Below are 15,530 nucleotides of genomic sequence, written 5' to 3'. Positions count from 1 at the left end.
TTATAAGCGAACAAAATATGAGTGAAACTACCTCTTACGAACCTATCCCGGCAAAGTTGGCAATCGCCATTGCAAATCCGTTATTTCCTGTTGTTGACAGCCAATTACGTTCCGGACGACATATCAGTATTGATCAACTCGATCCACACGCCTTTTTAATGGATTTTCAAACGGAATTGGAATTGTTCTATCGTCGTTATAATGTTGAGTTGATTCGTGCGGCGGAAGGCTTTTTCTATTTGCGACCAAAAGCGACTACATTAATTGCACGCAGTGTATTGTCAGAATTGGAAATGTTGGTCGGTAAAGTGTTGTGTTATCTCTATTTAAGTCCGGAACGTTTGGCACAGCAAGGCGTTTTTACTATTCAGGAAGTGTACGATGAACTGCTTAATCTTGCGGACGAAAATAAATTGTTGAAAGCCGTTAATCAACGTTCCAGCGGTTCAGATTTGGATAAACAAAAATTGGCGGAAAAAGTGCGTGCTGCTATAAGTCGTTTACGTCGTTTAGGAATGTTGCAAACTGTAGGTGAACAAAACAGCGGTAAATTTATTATTTCAGAGTCGGTTTTCCGTTTCGGTGCAGAGGTTCGTAGTGGTGAAGATATTCAGGCAGCTCAATTACGTTTAATTCGTGAAGGAGAAATAGCAACACCGGATTCATTACAAATTGAAGCGGAACAAGACGGTATTGATGAAGATTTAGATGAAAATAGTGAAGAAGGGGAGGCATAATGGCGGATTTACAAATGGAAACATTAGAGCCACAAATTGCACCAATAACCAAAAACAGTGACGCAGAACGTGGTAAATTTCGGTCTTTGACCTTAATCAACTGGAATGGTTTTTTTGCGCGTACTTTTGATCTTGATGATTTGGTAACAACCCTGTCCGGTGGTAACGGAGCTGGAAAATCAACTACAATGGCAGGGTTTGTAACTGCATTGATCCCCGATTTAACATTGTTACACTTTAGAAATACCACTGAAGCCGGAGCATCTGGAGGCTCTCGAGATAAAGGTTTATATGGAAAACTACGCCCAGGTGTTTGTTATGCGATCCTTGATACTATTAATTCTCATCGTCAACGTGTATTAGTGGGAGTACGTCTGCAACAAATTGCAGGAAGGGATCGTAAAGTAGACATTAAAGCGTTCTCTGTCCAAGGTTTGTCTTTATCAATTTCACCGACAGAAGTTTTCACTGATAAAATTTCAGAAACACAAGCGAAAGTTATCGGATTGAATGAAGTTAAAGAGAAAGTGGAACAATTTGGGGCAAGTTTTAAGCAGTATCATTCTGTTGCCGATTATCACAGTTTTATGTTTGATATGGGGATTATTCCGAAACGGTTACGCTCTTCCTCTGATCGTAGTAAATTTTATAAATTAATTGAGGCTTCGCTTTATGGGGGGATCTCTTCAGCGATAACAAGGTCTTTGCGCGATTACTTATTGCCAGAAAATGTTGGTGTGAAAAAAGCTTTCCAAGATATGGAAGTAGCGTTGCGTGAAAATCGTATGACACTGGAAGCGATTAAAGTCACACAAGCGGATCGAGATTTATTCAAACATTTAATTACGCAATCCACTGACTATGTGGCGGCAGACTATATGCGTCACGCTAATGAGCGTAGACATAATATCGAAGCGATTTTGTCACAACGTCACGAATTGTTTAACACTAAACAGCAACTCAATTTAGCACAGCATAATATCGTTGATTTCAGTCGGGAAGTCAGTCAACTGAAAGAGGCAGAAAAAGCATTAGAAATTGATTATCAAAGTGCTAATGATCATTACAATTTGGTCGTAAATGCACAGCGTCACCAAGAAAAAATTGAACGTTATCAACAAGATGTTGAATCATTAACAGAAAATATTGAAGAGCAACAAGGTATTGTTGAAGAGGCACAAATCAATCTTGAAACACAACGAGAACAGGTTGAAGCAATAGAGGAAGAAATTGAATCCATCCGTGATCAATTAGCCGATTATCAACAAGCATTAAACGCACAGCAAACCCGCAGTGTGCAGTATCAACAAGCACTTCAAACTTTGGAAAAAGCTAAGAATATTACCGGCATTACCGCTTTAACAGCGGAGAGTGCGGAACAGTATCAAGCGGAGTTTGAAGAACAGGCAGAAGTGTTGACTGAACGTGTGTTGGAGTTAGAACAGAAATTATCGGTGGCGGATATCGCAAAAAGCCAATTTGATAAAGCGTATCAGTTGGTTTGCAAGATTCACGATGAAAATATTGCTCGTGATCAGGCTTATGAGGCAGCTAAACAGATCTTACGCGATTACCCTGCACAAAAATTGCAGTTACAACAAGCAAATACATTAAAGTCTAAATTAACTGAATTACAACAAAAGGCTGAACAGCAACGCCGAGTACAGCAACAATTAGCAGTGTTTAACCAACAATCTGGGCAAGCCTTGAATAGTTCGGAAATGTTGGAGAATTATGCGTTGCAGCAAGAAGAGATTGGGGCAGAGTTGGAAGAGCAATTAAACACTTTGATTGAACAGCGTTCAGGCTTGCGTCAGCAACGGGATCACTATCAAGCGTTATATCAACAATATGCCCAAAAAGCACCATTATGGCTAACTGCACAAGCAGCATTGGAACGTATTCAGGAACAGGTAAGTCAGCAGTTCCAAAGTGCACAAAGTGTAATGGATTTTATGCAGGTTCAGCTTAATAAAGAACGTGAGTTGGTGATTTTACGTGATCAATTACAACAGAAAAAAGAGAACCTAGAGCAACAAATTTTGCGTTTAACGCAGCCGGATGGTTCGGAAGATCCACGTTTAAATCAGTTGGCTGAAAAATTTAGTGGCGTGTTGCTTTCTGAATTATATGATGATGTTGATATTAGCGATGCGCCTTATTTTTCTGCATTATATGGACCGGCGCGCCACGCGATCGTGGTGCGGGATTTAGAAGCGGTAAAACCGTTGTTGCAGGATCTACAAGATTGTCCGGATGATCTCTACTTAATTGAAGGCGATCCGAATGCGTTTGATGACAGTGTTTTATCAGCACAAGAATTAAATGCCGGTGTCGTGGTTCAGGTGTCGGAACGTGAATTGCGTTATTCCACTTTCCCTGAAATTCCATTATTTGGTCGTGCGGCAAGAGAAAAACATTTAGAAACTTTGCGTGAACAGCGTGATGAAATTGCGGAGCAGTTTGCTCAAGTGTCGTTTGATGTACAAAAATGTCAGCGTCTGCATCAACAATTAAGTCAATTTGTCGGCAGCCATCTTGCTTTAGCTTTTGAAGTTGATCCGGAAGAGTTGATGAAAGAGGCTCAGCAACATAGAACTGATATTGAACGTGAATTATCCACATTCACTGATCGAGAGCAGCAATTACGTCATCAAATTGCCGATATTCGTCAGCAATTACAACAATTAAATAAATTATTGCCACATTTGTCGTTATTGGATGAAGATGATCTGTTAGAACAGATTGAGGTTTATCAGGAACAGTTGGAGCTTGCAGAAGAGAGTGCGATGTTTGTGCGTCAAAAAGGGAACTGGATTGAGCAACTTGAGCCGATTGCAACCGCGTTACAAAGTGATCCTGAACAACACCAAACTTTACAACAGGATTATCAACGTGCAGTCGAATTACAGAAACTGATACAGCAAAAACTGTTTGCCGTAACCGATGTTGTCAGTCGTTTGCCACACTTTGCTTATCAAGAAAGTGTCGAAATTGAAACCTCAACTTTAAGCACTGCATTACGCGAGCGTTTAGAACAGATGCAGCAACAGCGTGAACAGGCGCGTGAAGCGTTACAACAGGCACAACATCAATTCTCTCAATATCAACAAGTTTTAACCGGCTTAACCACTTCCCGCGATGTAAAACAACAAACATTGCAGGAATTGTTGGATGAAGTGGCGCAACTTGGCGTGAGAGTGGATGCGGATGCTGAAAATCGAGCTAAAACGCGTCGTGATGAGCTTTATCAGCAACTATCAGTAAACCGCCAACGTTATAACTACTTAGAAAAACAATTAGCCGTGCTGGAAAGCGAAAGTGACAGTTTAAACAAAGCGTTGCGTAAATTGGAACGTGATTATAAGACACAGCGTGAGATGGTGGTTATGGCAAAAATCAGTTGGTGTGCCGTACAACGTCTTTCTCGCCATAGTGATGTCGAAAAACGCTTACATCGTCGTGAATTGGCTTATCTTTCTGCCGAAGAGTTACGTTCTATGTCGGATAAAGCATTAGGCGCGTTGCGTAATGCAGTGACGGATAATGAGTATTTGCGTGATGCGTTGCGTTTATCGGAAGATTCAGCGAAACCAGAAAATAAAGTGAAATTCTTTATTGCGGTTTATCAACATTTACGTGAACGTATTCGTCAGGATATTTTGAAAACCGATGATCCGATTGATGCAATTGAACAAATGGAAGTGGAACTTTCTCGTTTAACTGAAGAGTTGACAAGTCGCGAACAGAAATTAGCAATCAGTGCGGATAGCGTGGCAAATATTATGCGTAAAACCATTCAACGTGAACAGAATCGTATCCGATTGCTGAACCAAGGCTTACAAAATATTGCTTTCGGGCAAGTGAAAAGTGTCCGTTTGGTGGTGAATATCCGCGATACACACGCGATGTTGTTAGATGCGTTATCAGGTCAAAAAGCGGAATATGAAGATCTGTTTAATAATAATAAGATCACTTTCTCCGAAGCACTGGCAAAATTATATCAACGTTTAAATCCGCATATTGATATGGGGCAACGTAGTCCGCAGACTATCGGTGAAGAGTTGTTGGATTATCGCCATTATCTTGATTTGGAAGTGGAAGTATTTCGTGGTGCGGACGGTTGGTTGCGTGCGGAAAGTGGCGCGTTATCAACCGGTGAAGCAATTGGTACCGGGATGTCGATCTTATTGATGGTTGTACAAAGTTGGGAAGAGGAGTCTCGCCGTTTACGCGGTAAAGATATTATTCCTTGCCGTCTATTGTTCCTTGATGAAGCAGCGCGTTTGGATGCAAAATCCATTTCTACCCTGTTTGAGTTGTGCGATCGTTTAGATATGCAGTTGTTAATCGCTGCACCGGAAAATATCAGCCCGGAAAAAGGAACAACCTACAAACTGGTGCGTAAAATTGCGCACAATCAAGAGTTTGTTCACGTGGTTGGTCTGAAAGGTTTCGGTGTTTGATCTTTTTAGTATTAAGCGTAAAAATCCGGCAAATTGCCGGATTTTTTCTATAATAGCGCGATAAGGGAAATAAGGGGATTATGCTTCAGGAACAAACTTTTGCAAATTCGGTTTAAAATAATTTTTCCCTTTTTTGATTTTCCCGTTTTCGTCAAAAATGGCTTTACCGTTTTCAAATTTTGACCAGTTTGAAGCATTTACTTCAGCAAAAGCGGCATTAAAATCAAATCCTGCCATATAAGCAACACCGGTTGCAGTTACAACCTGATCAGCCAATGAATCCAGTACTTCTACTTTTTGTTGATGCGTTAATTGCTGTAATCTTTCAGTTTGTTGATTTTGCTTATAGCTATCGGCGATTATTTCAAGACGGTGTGCCATTTCTGTATGGCCTAACGCATCCAACATTTCAGCTACTTCCTCAAAATGACAACCGATTTGTGTGGATAAATCTCGTTGATTTGGTTGAGGTTTTGCTTCTTTAAACCAGTCCAGTGTGCGTTTAAGCTCATTTTGATGACTCATATTTTCTCCTTTCATTTATCAGGAATAATAGAATGTATATTATAAAGCGATAAAAGTTATCTGTTTTATGCTGTTGCTGCAACTAATTTTTATCTAATTTGGCAGCTCTAAACTGTGGGTGTTGAGGAAATCTGCCTCGTTTTTAAAAGGAGAATATTATGATGCAGAATTTATTCGCAGCATTACAAAATGCAGTCTTGAGCGTGATTGATATCACAATTATTGTGTTATTTTTTATTGTCAGCCTATTGGGAATTGCTGTGTCTTCAGCAATATGGTTTTTATCCAAATCTTTTATAAAAGCTTCTGAAAAAGAGGTAATTGATATCAAAGCGGAAAAAGTTTGGTTTGAAGGGAGGTAAAAATATACCTTACTGATAATGAGATAGGACTATAAATTGTCAGATATAATGAGAAATACTTACAGTAAAAAGTGTTGGAATTTGCCAACACTTTTTAGTTTAAATGCCTATTTCCTTTTAATCTGAGTATAGCGTTTTATGGAAAGTATTTATTCATCATCAGTAATTAAATTTTTAGATGGCTTAATCGCCAATAAATTGCAGTTTAACTGACTAATAACGTGTTCGGCTGTATTACCTAATAATACAGCAGAGAGTCCTGTACGGCCAATAGTTCCTAATACAACTAATTCAGCTCCAATATCTTGTGCAACTTTAGGAATAACCTCTTCCGGTAAGCCTTCATAAACGTGGGTATGATCTTCAGCAATACCAAAATGTTGGCGTAAAGCTTTCATATTGATTAAGTGCTGACCGCGAATGCTGTTACCATAATCTGGTACACTGAATTCCGGCAAGTCTAGGGTAATACCGACTGGAGCACTTGGATAGGCGCTGACAAGATGAATATTCCCACGATCTAAACTTTGCGCTAAACTCATACTCAAACCCACTAATTGTTTATTAAAATCATCGTGGTAAGGTTCGTCGTCAGAAACATTTACTGCAACTAAAATGCGCCGCTGATGTTGCCAGTCACCGTCTTTAACCATCAAAATCGGACAAGAGGATTTACGTAATAATTGCCAATCAGTAGGTGTAAAAATTAATGAAGAGAGATCATCTTCTTGGTGAGTAAATTTAACTACTAAATCGTGATGATGTTTCACAATCTCTTTTTCAATTGCATCGGCTTCATTGCTTTCCCAAACTACTTCAATTTTTAGCTGGATGTTAGATAAATCATATTGAGCCAAAATACCCTGTAACCACTCTTTTTTCTCTGCAATAACGGCAGCGATCATTTCTTCACGTTCGCTGGAGGAGAGTGTAACACTAACGGCATAGGATAAATTATAAATGGCAAGAAACGCAGTGAGATTAACAGGTTGAGAACTGTTTTGTTGTTTGATCAAATGTAAAGCACGTTCAAGAGCAGCTTGCTTTTCATTTTCTGGATCAATGACCACAAGGATATTATTGAAGTACATAAAACCTCCTTATTATGTAGTTTGTTTTATTATAAGGAGGTCATTATCGAAAGCAAGCTATTACTTGGGATTAAATCATTAAATTGCTAATCTCAATTTAACTTTGGTAGAACCGGCTAACTCAACCAATGCCGGCATATCATTGATGGTAATGTATTTACCTTGCACTGCCAACATACCACTTTTTTGGAAGCGACCGAGTAAACGACTGATGGTCTCAACAGTTAAACCGAGATAATTGCCGATATCACCGCGAGTCATTGTCAAACGGAATTCTCTTGCGGAGAAACCACGAGCAGAGTAGCGTTTGGAAAGATTATAAATAAAGGCTGCCAATTTCTCTTCAGCATTCATTTTTGAGAGCAATAAAATCATTTCTTGATCGCTTAAAATTTCATTACTCATTAGACGAATAATTTGTTGGCGTAATTTCGGCATTTTACCTGCCAAATCATCTAATACATCAAAAGGAATTTCGCACACCATTGAGGTTTCGAGGGCTTGAGCAAAACTAGGGTGATGCATACTGTGAATAGCATCAAAGCCGACCAAATCACCGGGCAAGTGGAATGATGTAATTTGTTCTTCACCGTTTTCACTGATGGTATAAGTTTTAATGGTGCCTGAACGGATAGCGTACAGCGATTTTAATTCGTCACCTGCTTTGAAGAGAATTTGAGATTTTTGGATAGGTTTTTTACGTTCAATGATGTTATCTAATTGATCCAGTTCGTGTTCGTTAAGCGTAAACGGAATGCACAACTGGCTAATACTGCAATCCTGACAGTGGATGGCGCAACCACCGGATTGAATTCTGCGTCCAACGCGATTATCGATTAATCCTTTCATCTACGGATACCTCATAACTGACAACGATAGTGAAATCTATGATTTTGCTATCTGAAAAAATTTTGATCTAACGCAATAAATGGTATCATAAAACAAAATTATTAAGAAGTGTAAAATACATCTTTTGAGGTAAATATTTTATGGCGGCAGAAAAGTTGACAAAAAAGAGATTAATCCAAATTTTAGTGATGTTGGCAATTTTAGTCAGTGCCTTTTTATATCGCAGCTGTCATTATCAACCACAATCACAGCATACTGAAACAACAGAAACAATTTCTCAATAAAAAAGCAGAAAAAAATAGCAGTTAATTAAGAATTAAACTGCTATTTTTTGTTTTTCATTAAGCAACAACAGAATTCGCTAAATATTTATCAAAATGGTATAAACCTTTATTATCTGTACCCAATAAATTAAGTTTATCTAAAATACCATTAAACAAAGTTTCTTCCTGATGTTGTTCAGAAACATACCACTGTAGGAAATTAAAAGAGGAGTAATCTTTTTCTTCAAAAGTGGCAGAAACCAGCTCATTAATTTTAGCGGTAATAAGTTTTTCGTGTTGATACGCCAGCTCAAAAACCTCTTTCAATGAAGCAAATTCATTCTGTACTGCCGAGATTTTTTCAATTCGCGCACTAGAACCGGTTTCATTGAGGTAAGTGAATAATTTACGCATATGCTGTAATTCTTCATCAGCGTGCGTATGTAAAAATTTTGCTGCGCCATCAAAACCGTGGTAGGTACACCACGCACTCATTTGTAGATAAAGATTAGAAGAATAAAATTCCAAATTCATTTGCGCATTAAGCATATTAATAATTTTTTGCGATAACATATTAACTTCTCCTGATTATAATGATGCTAACTCTTTATCGACAAAATAAAGTCCTCGTTGATCTTCGCCGGCAAGATCAAATTTAGCAAGGATTCGTTTAAACAGTGTTTCTTCTTCGTGTTGTTCAGAAACATACCATTGCAAGAAATTAAAAGTAGAATAATCCTTCTCAACGAAGCTCTCATCAACCAACTGATTGATTTTGTGTGTAATTAATTGTTCGTGTTCAAGAACGAGTGTGAACAACTGTTTTAATGATGAAAATTCGTGTTGCGGGGCAGCAATTTCACCTAAAATCGGTAATGCACCGGTTTCACTGACATAGGCAAATAATTTTTGCATATGTTGTAATTCTTCGTCAGCGTGACGTAATAAAAATGCAGCAGCACCTTCATAACCGTGTTCATTGCACCACGCACTCATCTGTAAATAAAGATTGGAAGAATAGAATTCCAAATTAATTTGTTGATTAAGTTTTTCAATCATTGCTGGTTTTAACATACTTAATTCCTCTGATAAATAATTCCGCTGTAGTTTAGCGATTTATTTAATAAAAATAAAATATTTTTTATTATTTTAGATAAACAACAAGAATAGTTCTTATTTGTCAAATAATAAATTATTTCAATCAAGATTTATTCTTATTTATTAAAGCTATTTTAAATGCCTGCCGCCGGTTATTTTAATGGTTTCTCCGGTAATATATTGGCTTGAAAAGAGGTATTCGACCGCTTTAATCATCTCTTCATAACCGCCTATTTTTTGCATTACTGATTTTTGCAATGCTTTTTGCTGATATTCTGCGCTATCATTTTCATTAAACATAATTAAAGAAGGGGCAATGCTGTTCACTTTTACTAGCGGTGCATATTGAGCTGCAAAAGAGAGGGTCAAATTTTCTAATGCGGCTTTGCTGGCGGCATAGGCAAGATGTTTTTGGCTTCCTTTGTAAGCGACAAAATCGGTAATATGAATGATGTCTGATGTTGCTTGACGTTGTTGCGCTGATACGTGTAATAAAGGAAAGAGTTGACGATTTAGCAGATAAGGCAATTCAGCGTGAATACGCATTAAAGCTTGAAATAACCGGCTATCTTGCAAAATATCTGCGTTTTGCTCCGCTTACCAAGCAGAGGCGTTATGAATAATGGCTTTAACGGATTCGCAATGTGTTTTTATCTGTGATACAAAGCGTTCAATATTATTCAATTCAGAAAAGTCAGCTTGTAGTTGTAACACACTCTTCGGCAGTTGAGTCAGCTGATGATAAGTGTGCCGATAAGAGATCACGACATTTTCCCCCTTTTTGGCGAAATGCTGTGCTAAAACATAGCCGACACGCCGACCGGCACCGGTGATGATAATGGCATCTTTCATAACTTCTTCTCTTATTTCACTTTTTTGAGTGGCGTTTATCGTATCAGAAAATTTATTTTTTTGCTGAAATGAGATGAAGTTTATTGATTTTAGTTGGCTTTGTCTTGTTATCTTCAATTTTTGCTGTTATTGTTGCCAACTAAATTTTTCTTCTACGCCACATCAACTGGTTATAACAGCAGCACAGCAAATGACAAAAATGTCTGTTGATGCGACGAGAAGTTGTCTGTTTTTTATAAGAGGAATTTATTAGGTTTAATTATGGGTAAGTCGTTAGTTATTGTGGAATCACCTGCCAAGGCTAAAACCATTAATAAATATTTAGGCAACAGCTATATTGTTAAATCAAGTGTCGGCCATATTCGTGATTTGCCGACTTCCGGCAGTGGCAATGGTGAGAAAGCGAAGCCAGTTTCCACAAAAGGATTAAGTGCGGAAGAAAAAGCTAAAATTAAACAAAAGAAAGAGCGCGATGCGTTAGTGAAACGTATGGGCATTGACCCTTATCATAATTGGAAAGCAAATTATCAAATTCTTCCGGACAAAGAAAAGGTTGTCAGTGAATTAAAATCTTTAGCGAAAAAATCTGATCATATTTATCTCGCGACCGATTTGGATAGAGAAGGAGAAGCGATTGCGTGGCATTTGCGTGAAGTGATTGGTGGTGAAGATGATCGTTTTAGTCGTGTTGTTTTCAATGAAATTACAAAGAATGCGATTACACAAGCGTTTAGTCATCCAGAGCAACTTAATATGGATCGTGTAAATGCACAGCAAACTCGCCGTTTTCTAGATCGTGTGGTTGGTTTTATGGTGTCCCCATTGTTATGGAAAAAAGTGGCACGAGGTTTGTCTGCCGGACGTGTGCAATCAGTAGCAGTAAAATTGTTGGTAGAGCGTGAGCGAGAAATTAAAGCGTTTCAACCGGAAGAGTATTGGCAAATCGCAGTGGAAACAAAAAATGCGGAGCAGCAGTTATTGCCTTTTGAAGTAACGCATTATCAATCCAAACCATTGCAAATAAAAGATAAACAAGGTGCCGACAAAGCAACGGAAACCTTAAAAAATTCACGTTACATTGTCACTGAAGTTGAAACAAAACCGACTCAATCACGTGCTAAAGCCCCCTTTATTACCTCGACATTGCAACAGACCGCCAGTACTCGTTTAGGGTTTGGCGTGAAGAAAACCATGTTGTTGGCACAACGTTTATACGAAGCCGGTTATATTACCTATATGCGTACCGACTCGACTAATTTGAGTCAGGATGCATTGACGATGGCAAGAGCATATATTTCCGATAATTTCAGTGCAGCTTATTTACCGGAAAAGCCGAATTTTTACTCGAGTAAAGAGAATGCGCAAGAGGCACACGAAGCGATTCGCCCTTCCGATATTCAGTTAAAAGCAGATGATTTACAAGGAATGGAGAAAGATGCAATTCGTCTTTATGATTTAATTTGGCGTCAATTCTTGGCGTGCCAAATGACAGCGGCGAATTATGATTCTACAACGGTAACGGCGACAGCAGATGACTACACCTTGAAAGTTAAAGGGCGCGTATTGCGTTTTGATGGTTGGACAAAAGTATTGCCGCCACTTGGTAAAAATGCGGAAGATCGTGTTTTGCCGGAGGTGAAAAAAGGTGAAGCGTTAACACTCTCGCAAGTAATACCAAGCCAGCATTTCACTAAACCGCCGGCACGTTATACTGAAGCGGCATTGGTTAAAGAGTTGGAAAAACGCGGGATTGGTCGCCCATCAACTTATGCCTCGATTATTTCGACTATTCAGGATCGTGGTTATGTACGCACAGAAAATCGCCGTTTTTATGCAGAAAAAATGGGAGAAATTGTTACCGATCGCCTTAATGAATCTTTCCCTGATCTAATGAATTATGATTTTACAGCCAATATGGAAGACATATTGGATCAAATTGCAGCAGGAAAAACAGATTGGAAACAGCAGTTAAATCAATTCTTTGCTGATTTCTCAACTAAACTTTCACAAGCAGAATTGGACGAATTGGAAGGGGGAATGAAACCGAATCATTTGGTTGAAACCAATATTCCTTGCCCAAGTTGTGGTCGTCCAATGGCGATCCGTACTGCCAGTACCGGCGTATTTTTAGGTTGTACCGGCTATGCTTTGCCGCCAAAAGAGCGTTGTAAAACCACAATTAATTTAATTCCGGAAGCGGAATTGTTGAATGTGCTTGATGATAATTCAGAAACCAAAGCGTTAATGGAACGTAAACGTTGTCCGAAATGCGGTACGGCAATGGACAGTTATTTAATCGATGCGCACCGTAAATTGCATATTTGTGGTAATAACCCGAATTGTGACGGCTATGTAGTTGAAGAGGGGCAGTTTAAAATTAAAGGGTATGATGGGCCGGTCGTTGAGTGTGATAAATGCGGTGCGGATATGCATTTAAAATTAGGCCGTTTCGGTAAATATATGGCGTGCACACAATGCGATAATACTCGTAAGATCTTAAAAAACGGTGAAGTTGCACCGCCAAAAGAGGATCCAATACCGTTCCCTGAATTAAAATGTGAAAAATCGGATGCCTATTTTGTCTTGCGTGACGGTGCCAGTGGTGTCTTTATGTCGGCGCATAATTTCCCGAAATCTCGGGAAACTCGTCCGGCAAAAGTGTCGGAATTGGCACAATATCGTGATCGTTTGCCGGAAAAACTGCAGTATTTAGCCGATGCACCGCAGCAAGATCCGGAAGGTAATCCGACGGTGATTCGTTTTAGCCGTAAAGAGAAACGCCAATATGTTAACTCTGAGAAAGAGGGTAAGGCGACCAAATGGATGGCTGATTATATTGACGGCAAATGGGTGGCAAGAGCAAAATAGTTGCGTGAAATAACGGCAACAGGTTATTGCAACTGCCGAACAGTGTAATACAATAAAAGCAATTTTTTAGCATACTCCGAGCTAGTTTACCTAAGTCGTAAGATATGGTGGCTATGCCAACACAATGTGTTCAAGGATAGATGGGAAACGATCTATCCTCTCGTATTTAGAAAGGTGTCTATGCAACAACTTATCAAAATGTTTACATCATCCGAAGATCGATTGATTGACGCATTCAACCGTCAATATTTTTATCTTCGTCTTTCTATTACAGATGTCTGTAATTTCAAATGTAATTACTGTTTGCCGAATGGCTATCAGCCGCCAAGCAACAAACAGATGTTCCTGAGTGTTGATGAAATAGCGCGTCTTGTGAGTGCTTTTGCCGAATTAGGCACGGAAAAAGTGCGGATTACCGGTGGAGAGCCGACATTAAGAAAAGACTTTCTTGCAGTGGTGGAGGCGATTCGCCGTCAACAATCGATCAAGAAAATTGCTTTAACCACTAACGGTTACCGTATGGCAAAAGAGGTAGCGAGTTGGAAGCAAGCCGGCATTGATTCAATTAATGTCAGTGTGGACAGCTTAGATCCGCGTCTTTTTCATCTGATTACCGGAGAGAATAAATTGCATGATATTCTCAAAGGTATCGAACGTGCGTTTGCAGTCGGTTATGAAAAAATCAAAGTAAATGCAGTGTTGATGAAAAATTTAAATGATCACGGTTTTAATTCATTTTTGGCGTGGATTAAACATCAACCGATTCAAATGCGTTTTATCGAATTAATGCAAACCGGCGAAATGGATGCTTTTTTTCACCAACATCATTTATCCGGTGCGGTGTTAAAGCAACGCTTATTGGCTTCGGGCTGGCAATTACAGCAAAAACATTATACTGATGGCCCGGCACAAGTGTTCAAGCATCCGGACTATGTTGGTGAAATCGGATTAATAATGCCGTATGAAAAAGATTTTTGTGCCAGCTGTAATCGTTTAAGGGTTTCTGCAAAAGGGAAACTGCATCTTTGTCTGTTTGGAGAAGAGGGCATTGATATTCGTCCTTGGTTACAAAATGATGAGCAACAGACTGAATTGCAACAACGTTTGATCACTGCCTTGCAAGGCAAACGAGAACATCACTTTTTACATCAAGGTGATAGCGGCGTCAGACAGCATCTTGCCTCGATCGGCGGTTAATTTTGAATTTAATGGGAACAATATGAGTCAATTTACGCATATTAATCAATCCGGTGAAGCGAATATGGTGGATGTTTCTGCCAAGGCGGACACCGTACGTGAAGCACGAGCCGAAGGGTACGTGTTAATGGCAGCGGAAACATTAGCGATGATTATAGAGGGGAAACATCATAAAGGTGATGTTTTTGCGACTGCGAGGATTGCCGGTATTCAGGCAGCAAAACGGACGTGGGAGTTAATTCCGTTATGTCATCCGTTGTTATTGAGCAAAGTGGAAGTTTCACTTTTTGCCGAACCGGAACACAATCGCATTCGTATTGAAAGTTATTGCAAGTTGACCGCAAAAACCGGCGTGGAAATGGAAGCATTGACGGCGGTGTCTGTAGCGGCTTTGACCATTTATGATATGTGTAAAGCGGTGCAAAAAGATATGAAAATTGACGGTATTCGTTTATTGGAAAAACTGGGCGGTAAATCGGGTCATTTTAAAGCGGAGGCGGAATGATTAAAGTTGTCTTTTTTGCGCAAACAAGAGAGTTAATCGGCGAGTCTGCGATCGAAGTTGAAGCGAAATATGCAGATGCCGAAGCATTACGCCAAGCATTATCAGAAAAAGGTGAACGTTGGGCATTAGCCTTAAATTCCGGGCGCATTTTGGTAGCGGTGAATCAATCAATTGTGCCGTTATCTACACCATTGCAAGCAGGAGATGAAGTTGCCTTTTTCCCACCGGTGACCGGAGGTTAAAATGGCGGAAATTGAAATTAGCGTGCAGACTGAGCCATTTGATCAAAATGCTATTTATCAATGGTCTTCTGCGTCTGCAGAGAGTGGGGCGACAGTCATTTTTGTCGGTAAGGTGCGGGATATGAATTTAGGTGACAATGTTTCCGGTTTATATCTTGAGCATTATCCGGCAATGACGGAAAAAGCACTCCGAGAAATTGCTGAACAGGCAGCACAACGCTGGCAATTACAGCGTATTTATATCGTACATCGGGTCGGACAATTATATACCGGTGATGAAATCGTAGCGGTGGCTGTCAGCTCCGCCCATCGTGGCAGTGCTTATCAAGCCAATGAATTTATTATGGATTTTTTAAAAACCAAAGCGCCGTTTTGGAAAAAAGAGACGACAAAAAACGGTGATCGTTGGCTGGATAGCAGAGAATCTGACCAACAAGCAGCGAATAGATGGGAATAAGTCGTTATTCCCTTTCTT

The 15,530-nt window shown here is 39.4% G+C and carries 14 protein-coding genes, 1 pseudogene and 1 riboswitch; of the genes and pseudogenes, 9 read left to right on the top strand and 6 right to left on the bottom strand.

Features of this window, described 5'->3' with window-relative positions:
• Positions 1-17: 17 nt before the first annotated feature.
• Together mukE and mukB are read left to right on the top strand one after the other, a co-directional pair.
• Positions 18-737 carry a chromosome partition protein MukE gene (gene mukE / locus P375_RS08070; RefSeq protein WP_039135938.1) on the top strand — a complete coding sequence of 240 codons (720 nt, stop codon included), beginning with the start codon at positions 18-20 and terminating at the stop codon, positions 735-737.
• On the top strand, positions 737-5,203 hold the full coding sequence (mukB, locus tag P375_RS08065; RefSeq protein WP_039135936.1) for a chromosome partition protein MukB: 4,467 nt from the start codon (positions 737-739) through the stop codon (positions 5,201-5,203). Before mukE ends, mukB begins: the two co-directional genes overlap by 1 nt.
• Before the next feature lie 78 nt (positions 5,204-5,281).
• Here the strand turns inward: mukB and P375_RS08060 are convergent, their stop codons facing one another.
• Positions 5,282-5,728 carry a nucleoside triphosphate pyrophosphohydrolase family protein gene (locus P375_RS08060; RefSeq protein WP_018346899.1) on the bottom strand — a complete coding sequence of 149 codons (447 nt, stop codon included), beginning with the start codon at positions 5,726-5,728 and terminating at the stop codon, positions 5,282-5,284.
• A 158-nt stretch (positions 5,729-5,886) separates the two neighbouring features.
• Here P375_RS08060 and P375_RS08055 point away from each other — a divergent pair, with 158 nt between their 5' ends.
• Positions 5,887-6,090, top strand: coding sequence for a hypothetical protein (locus tag P375_RS08055; RefSeq protein ID WP_039135934.1), 204 nt, complete (start codon positions 5,887-5,889; stop codon positions 6,088-6,090).
• 149 nt (positions 6,091-6,239) lie between these two features.
• On the opposite strand, the gene uspE is transcribed toward P375_RS08055, so the two are convergent.
• Entirely contained in the window at positions 6,240-7,181 is a 942-nt protein-coding gene (gene uspE, locus P375_RS08050; protein WP_039135932.1) for a universal stress protein UspE, read from the bottom strand.
• A gap of 78 nt (positions 7,182-7,259) precedes the next feature.
• Complete coding sequence (locus P375_RS08045; RefSeq protein WP_013747225.1) at positions 7,260-8,030, bottom strand: FNR family transcription factor; 771 nt, start codon at positions 8,028-8,030, stop codon at positions 7,260-7,262.
• Positions 8,031-8,170: 140 nt separating this feature from the next.
• Between P375_RS08045 and P375_RS12570 the strand changes: the two genes are divergently transcribed.
• A complete protein-coding gene (locus P375_RS12570; RefSeq protein ID WP_013747226.1) occupies positions 8,171-8,314 on the top strand; it encodes a hypothetical protein in 144 nt (47 codons plus the stop codon).
• Between the two features lie 57 nt (positions 8,315-8,371).
• Here P375_RS12570 and ftnA (P375_RS08040) read toward each other — a convergent pair whose 3' ends face one another.
• The 3 genes and pseudogenes from ftnA (P375_RS08040) to folM all read right to left on the bottom strand — a co-directional run bounded on the left by ftnA (P375_RS08040) (position 8,372) and on the right by folM (position 10,243).
• Positions 8,372-8,866 (bottom strand): non-heme ferritin, encoded by a 495-nt coding sequence (gene ftnA, locus P375_RS08040; RefSeq protein ID WP_021461509.1) that lies wholly within the window; start codon positions 8,864-8,866, stop codon positions 8,372-8,374.
• Positions 8,867-8,881: 15 nt separating this feature from the next.
• Positions 8,882-9,367, bottom strand: a complete 486-nt coding sequence (gene ftnA, locus P375_RS08035) for a non-heme ferritin (protein ID WP_021461510.1) — start codon at positions 9,365-9,367, stop codon at positions 8,882-8,884.
• Between the two features lie 153 nt (positions 9,368-9,520).
• Positions 9,521-10,243: pseudogene (folM, locus tag P375_RS08030) on the bottom strand (dihydromonapterin reductase).
• A gap of 261 nt (positions 10,244-10,504) precedes the next feature.
• Here folM and topA point away from each other — a divergent pair.
• The 5 genes from topA to moaE all read left to right on the top strand — a co-directional run bounded on the left by topA (position 10,505) and on the right by moaE (position 15,512).
• Complete coding sequence (gene topA, locus P375_RS08025; RefSeq protein WP_039135930.1) at positions 10,505-13,111, top strand: type I DNA topoisomerase; 2,607 nt, start codon at positions 10,505-10,507, stop codon at positions 13,109-13,111.
• 62 nt (positions 13,112-13,173) lie between these two features.
• Positions 13,174-13,304: riboswitch (molybdenum cofactor riboswitch) on the top strand.
• Complete coding sequence (moaA, locus tag P375_RS08020) at positions 13,292-14,308, top strand: GTP 3',8-cyclase MoaA (RefSeq protein WP_018346636.1); 1,017 nt, start codon at positions 13,292-13,294, stop codon at positions 14,306-14,308. (Overlaps the previous riboswitch by 13 nt.)
• Before the next feature lie 22 nt (positions 14,309-14,330).
• On the top strand, positions 14,331-14,813 hold the full coding sequence (gene moaC / locus P375_RS08015; RefSeq protein ID WP_018346635.1) for a cyclic pyranopterin monophosphate synthase MoaC: 483 nt from the start codon (positions 14,331-14,333) through the stop codon (positions 14,811-14,813).
• Positions 14,810-15,055, top strand: coding sequence for a molybdopterin synthase sulfur carrier subunit (moaD, locus tag P375_RS08010; RefSeq protein ID WP_013747233.1), 246 nt, complete (start codon positions 14,810-14,812; stop codon positions 15,053-15,055). The genes moaC and moaD overlap by 4 nt, the downstream gene beginning before the upstream one ends.
• Before the next feature lies 1 nt (position 15,056).
• On the top strand, positions 15,057-15,512 hold the full coding sequence (gene moaE, locus P375_RS08005; RefSeq protein WP_039096797.1) for a molybdopterin synthase catalytic subunit MoaE: 456 nt from the start codon (positions 15,057-15,059) through the stop codon (positions 15,510-15,512).
• The last annotated feature ends 18 nt before the right edge of the window (positions 15,513-15,530 follow it).

This window comes from Gallibacterium genomosp. 2 (assembly GCF_000771895.1).
GTDB lineage: Bacteria > Pseudomonadota > Gammaproteobacteria > Enterobacterales > Pasteurellaceae > Gallibacterium.
Note: the sequence above shows the minus strand (reverse complement) of the source record. Positions and strands in the feature narration are given on the sequence as shown.

Excerpts from the sequence above, each read along its gene's own strand:
- mukE (WP_039135938.1), top strand. The coding sequence starts at position 18 with ATGAGTGAAACTACCTCTTACGAACCTATCCCGGCAAAGTTGGCAATC.
- mukB (WP_039135936.1), top strand. The coding sequence starts at position 737 with ATGGCGGATTTACAAATGGAAACATTAGAGCCACAAATTGCACCAATA.
- P375_RS08060 (WP_018346899.1), bottom strand. The coding sequence starts at position 5,728 with ATGAGTCATCAAAATGAGCTTAAACGCACACTGGACTGGTTTAAAGAA.
- P375_RS08055 (WP_039135934.1), top strand. The coding sequence starts at position 5,887 with ATGATGCAGAATTTATTCGCAGCATTACAAAATGCAGTCTTGAGCGTG.
- uspE (WP_039135932.1), bottom strand. The coding sequence starts at position 7,181 with ATGTACTTCAATAATATCCTTGTGGTCATTGATCCAGAAAATGAAAAG.
- P375_RS08045 (WP_013747225.1), bottom strand. The coding sequence starts at position 8,030 with ATGAAAGGATTAATCGATAATCGCGTTGGACGCAGAATTCAATCCGGT.
- P375_RS12570 (WP_013747226.1), top strand. The coding sequence starts at position 8,171 with ATGGCGGCAGAAAAGTTGACAAAAAAGAGATTAATCCAAATTTTAGTG.
- ftnA (WP_021461509.1), bottom strand. The coding sequence starts at position 8,866 with ATGTTATCGCAAAAAATTATTAATATGCTTAATGCGCAAATGAATTTG.
- ftnA (WP_021461510.1), bottom strand. The coding sequence starts at position 9,367 with ATGTTAAAACCAGCAATGATTGAAAAACTTAATCAACAAATTAATTTG.
- topA (WP_039135930.1), top strand. The coding sequence starts at position 10,505 with ATGGGTAAGTCGTTAGTTATTGTGGAATCACCTGCCAAGGCTAAAACC.
- moaA (WP_018346636.1), top strand. The coding sequence starts at position 13,292 with ATGCAACAACTTATCAAAATGTTTACATCATCCGAAGATCGATTGATT.
- moaC (WP_018346635.1), top strand. The coding sequence starts at position 14,331 with ATGAGTCAATTTACGCATATTAATCAATCCGGTGAAGCGAATATGGTG.
- moaD (WP_013747233.1), top strand. The coding sequence starts at position 14,810 with ATGATTAAAGTTGTCTTTTTTGCGCAAACAAGAGAGTTAATCGGCGAG.
- moaE (WP_039096797.1), top strand. The coding sequence starts at position 15,057 with ATGGCGGAAATTGAAATTAGCGTGCAGACTGAGCCATTTGATCAAAAT.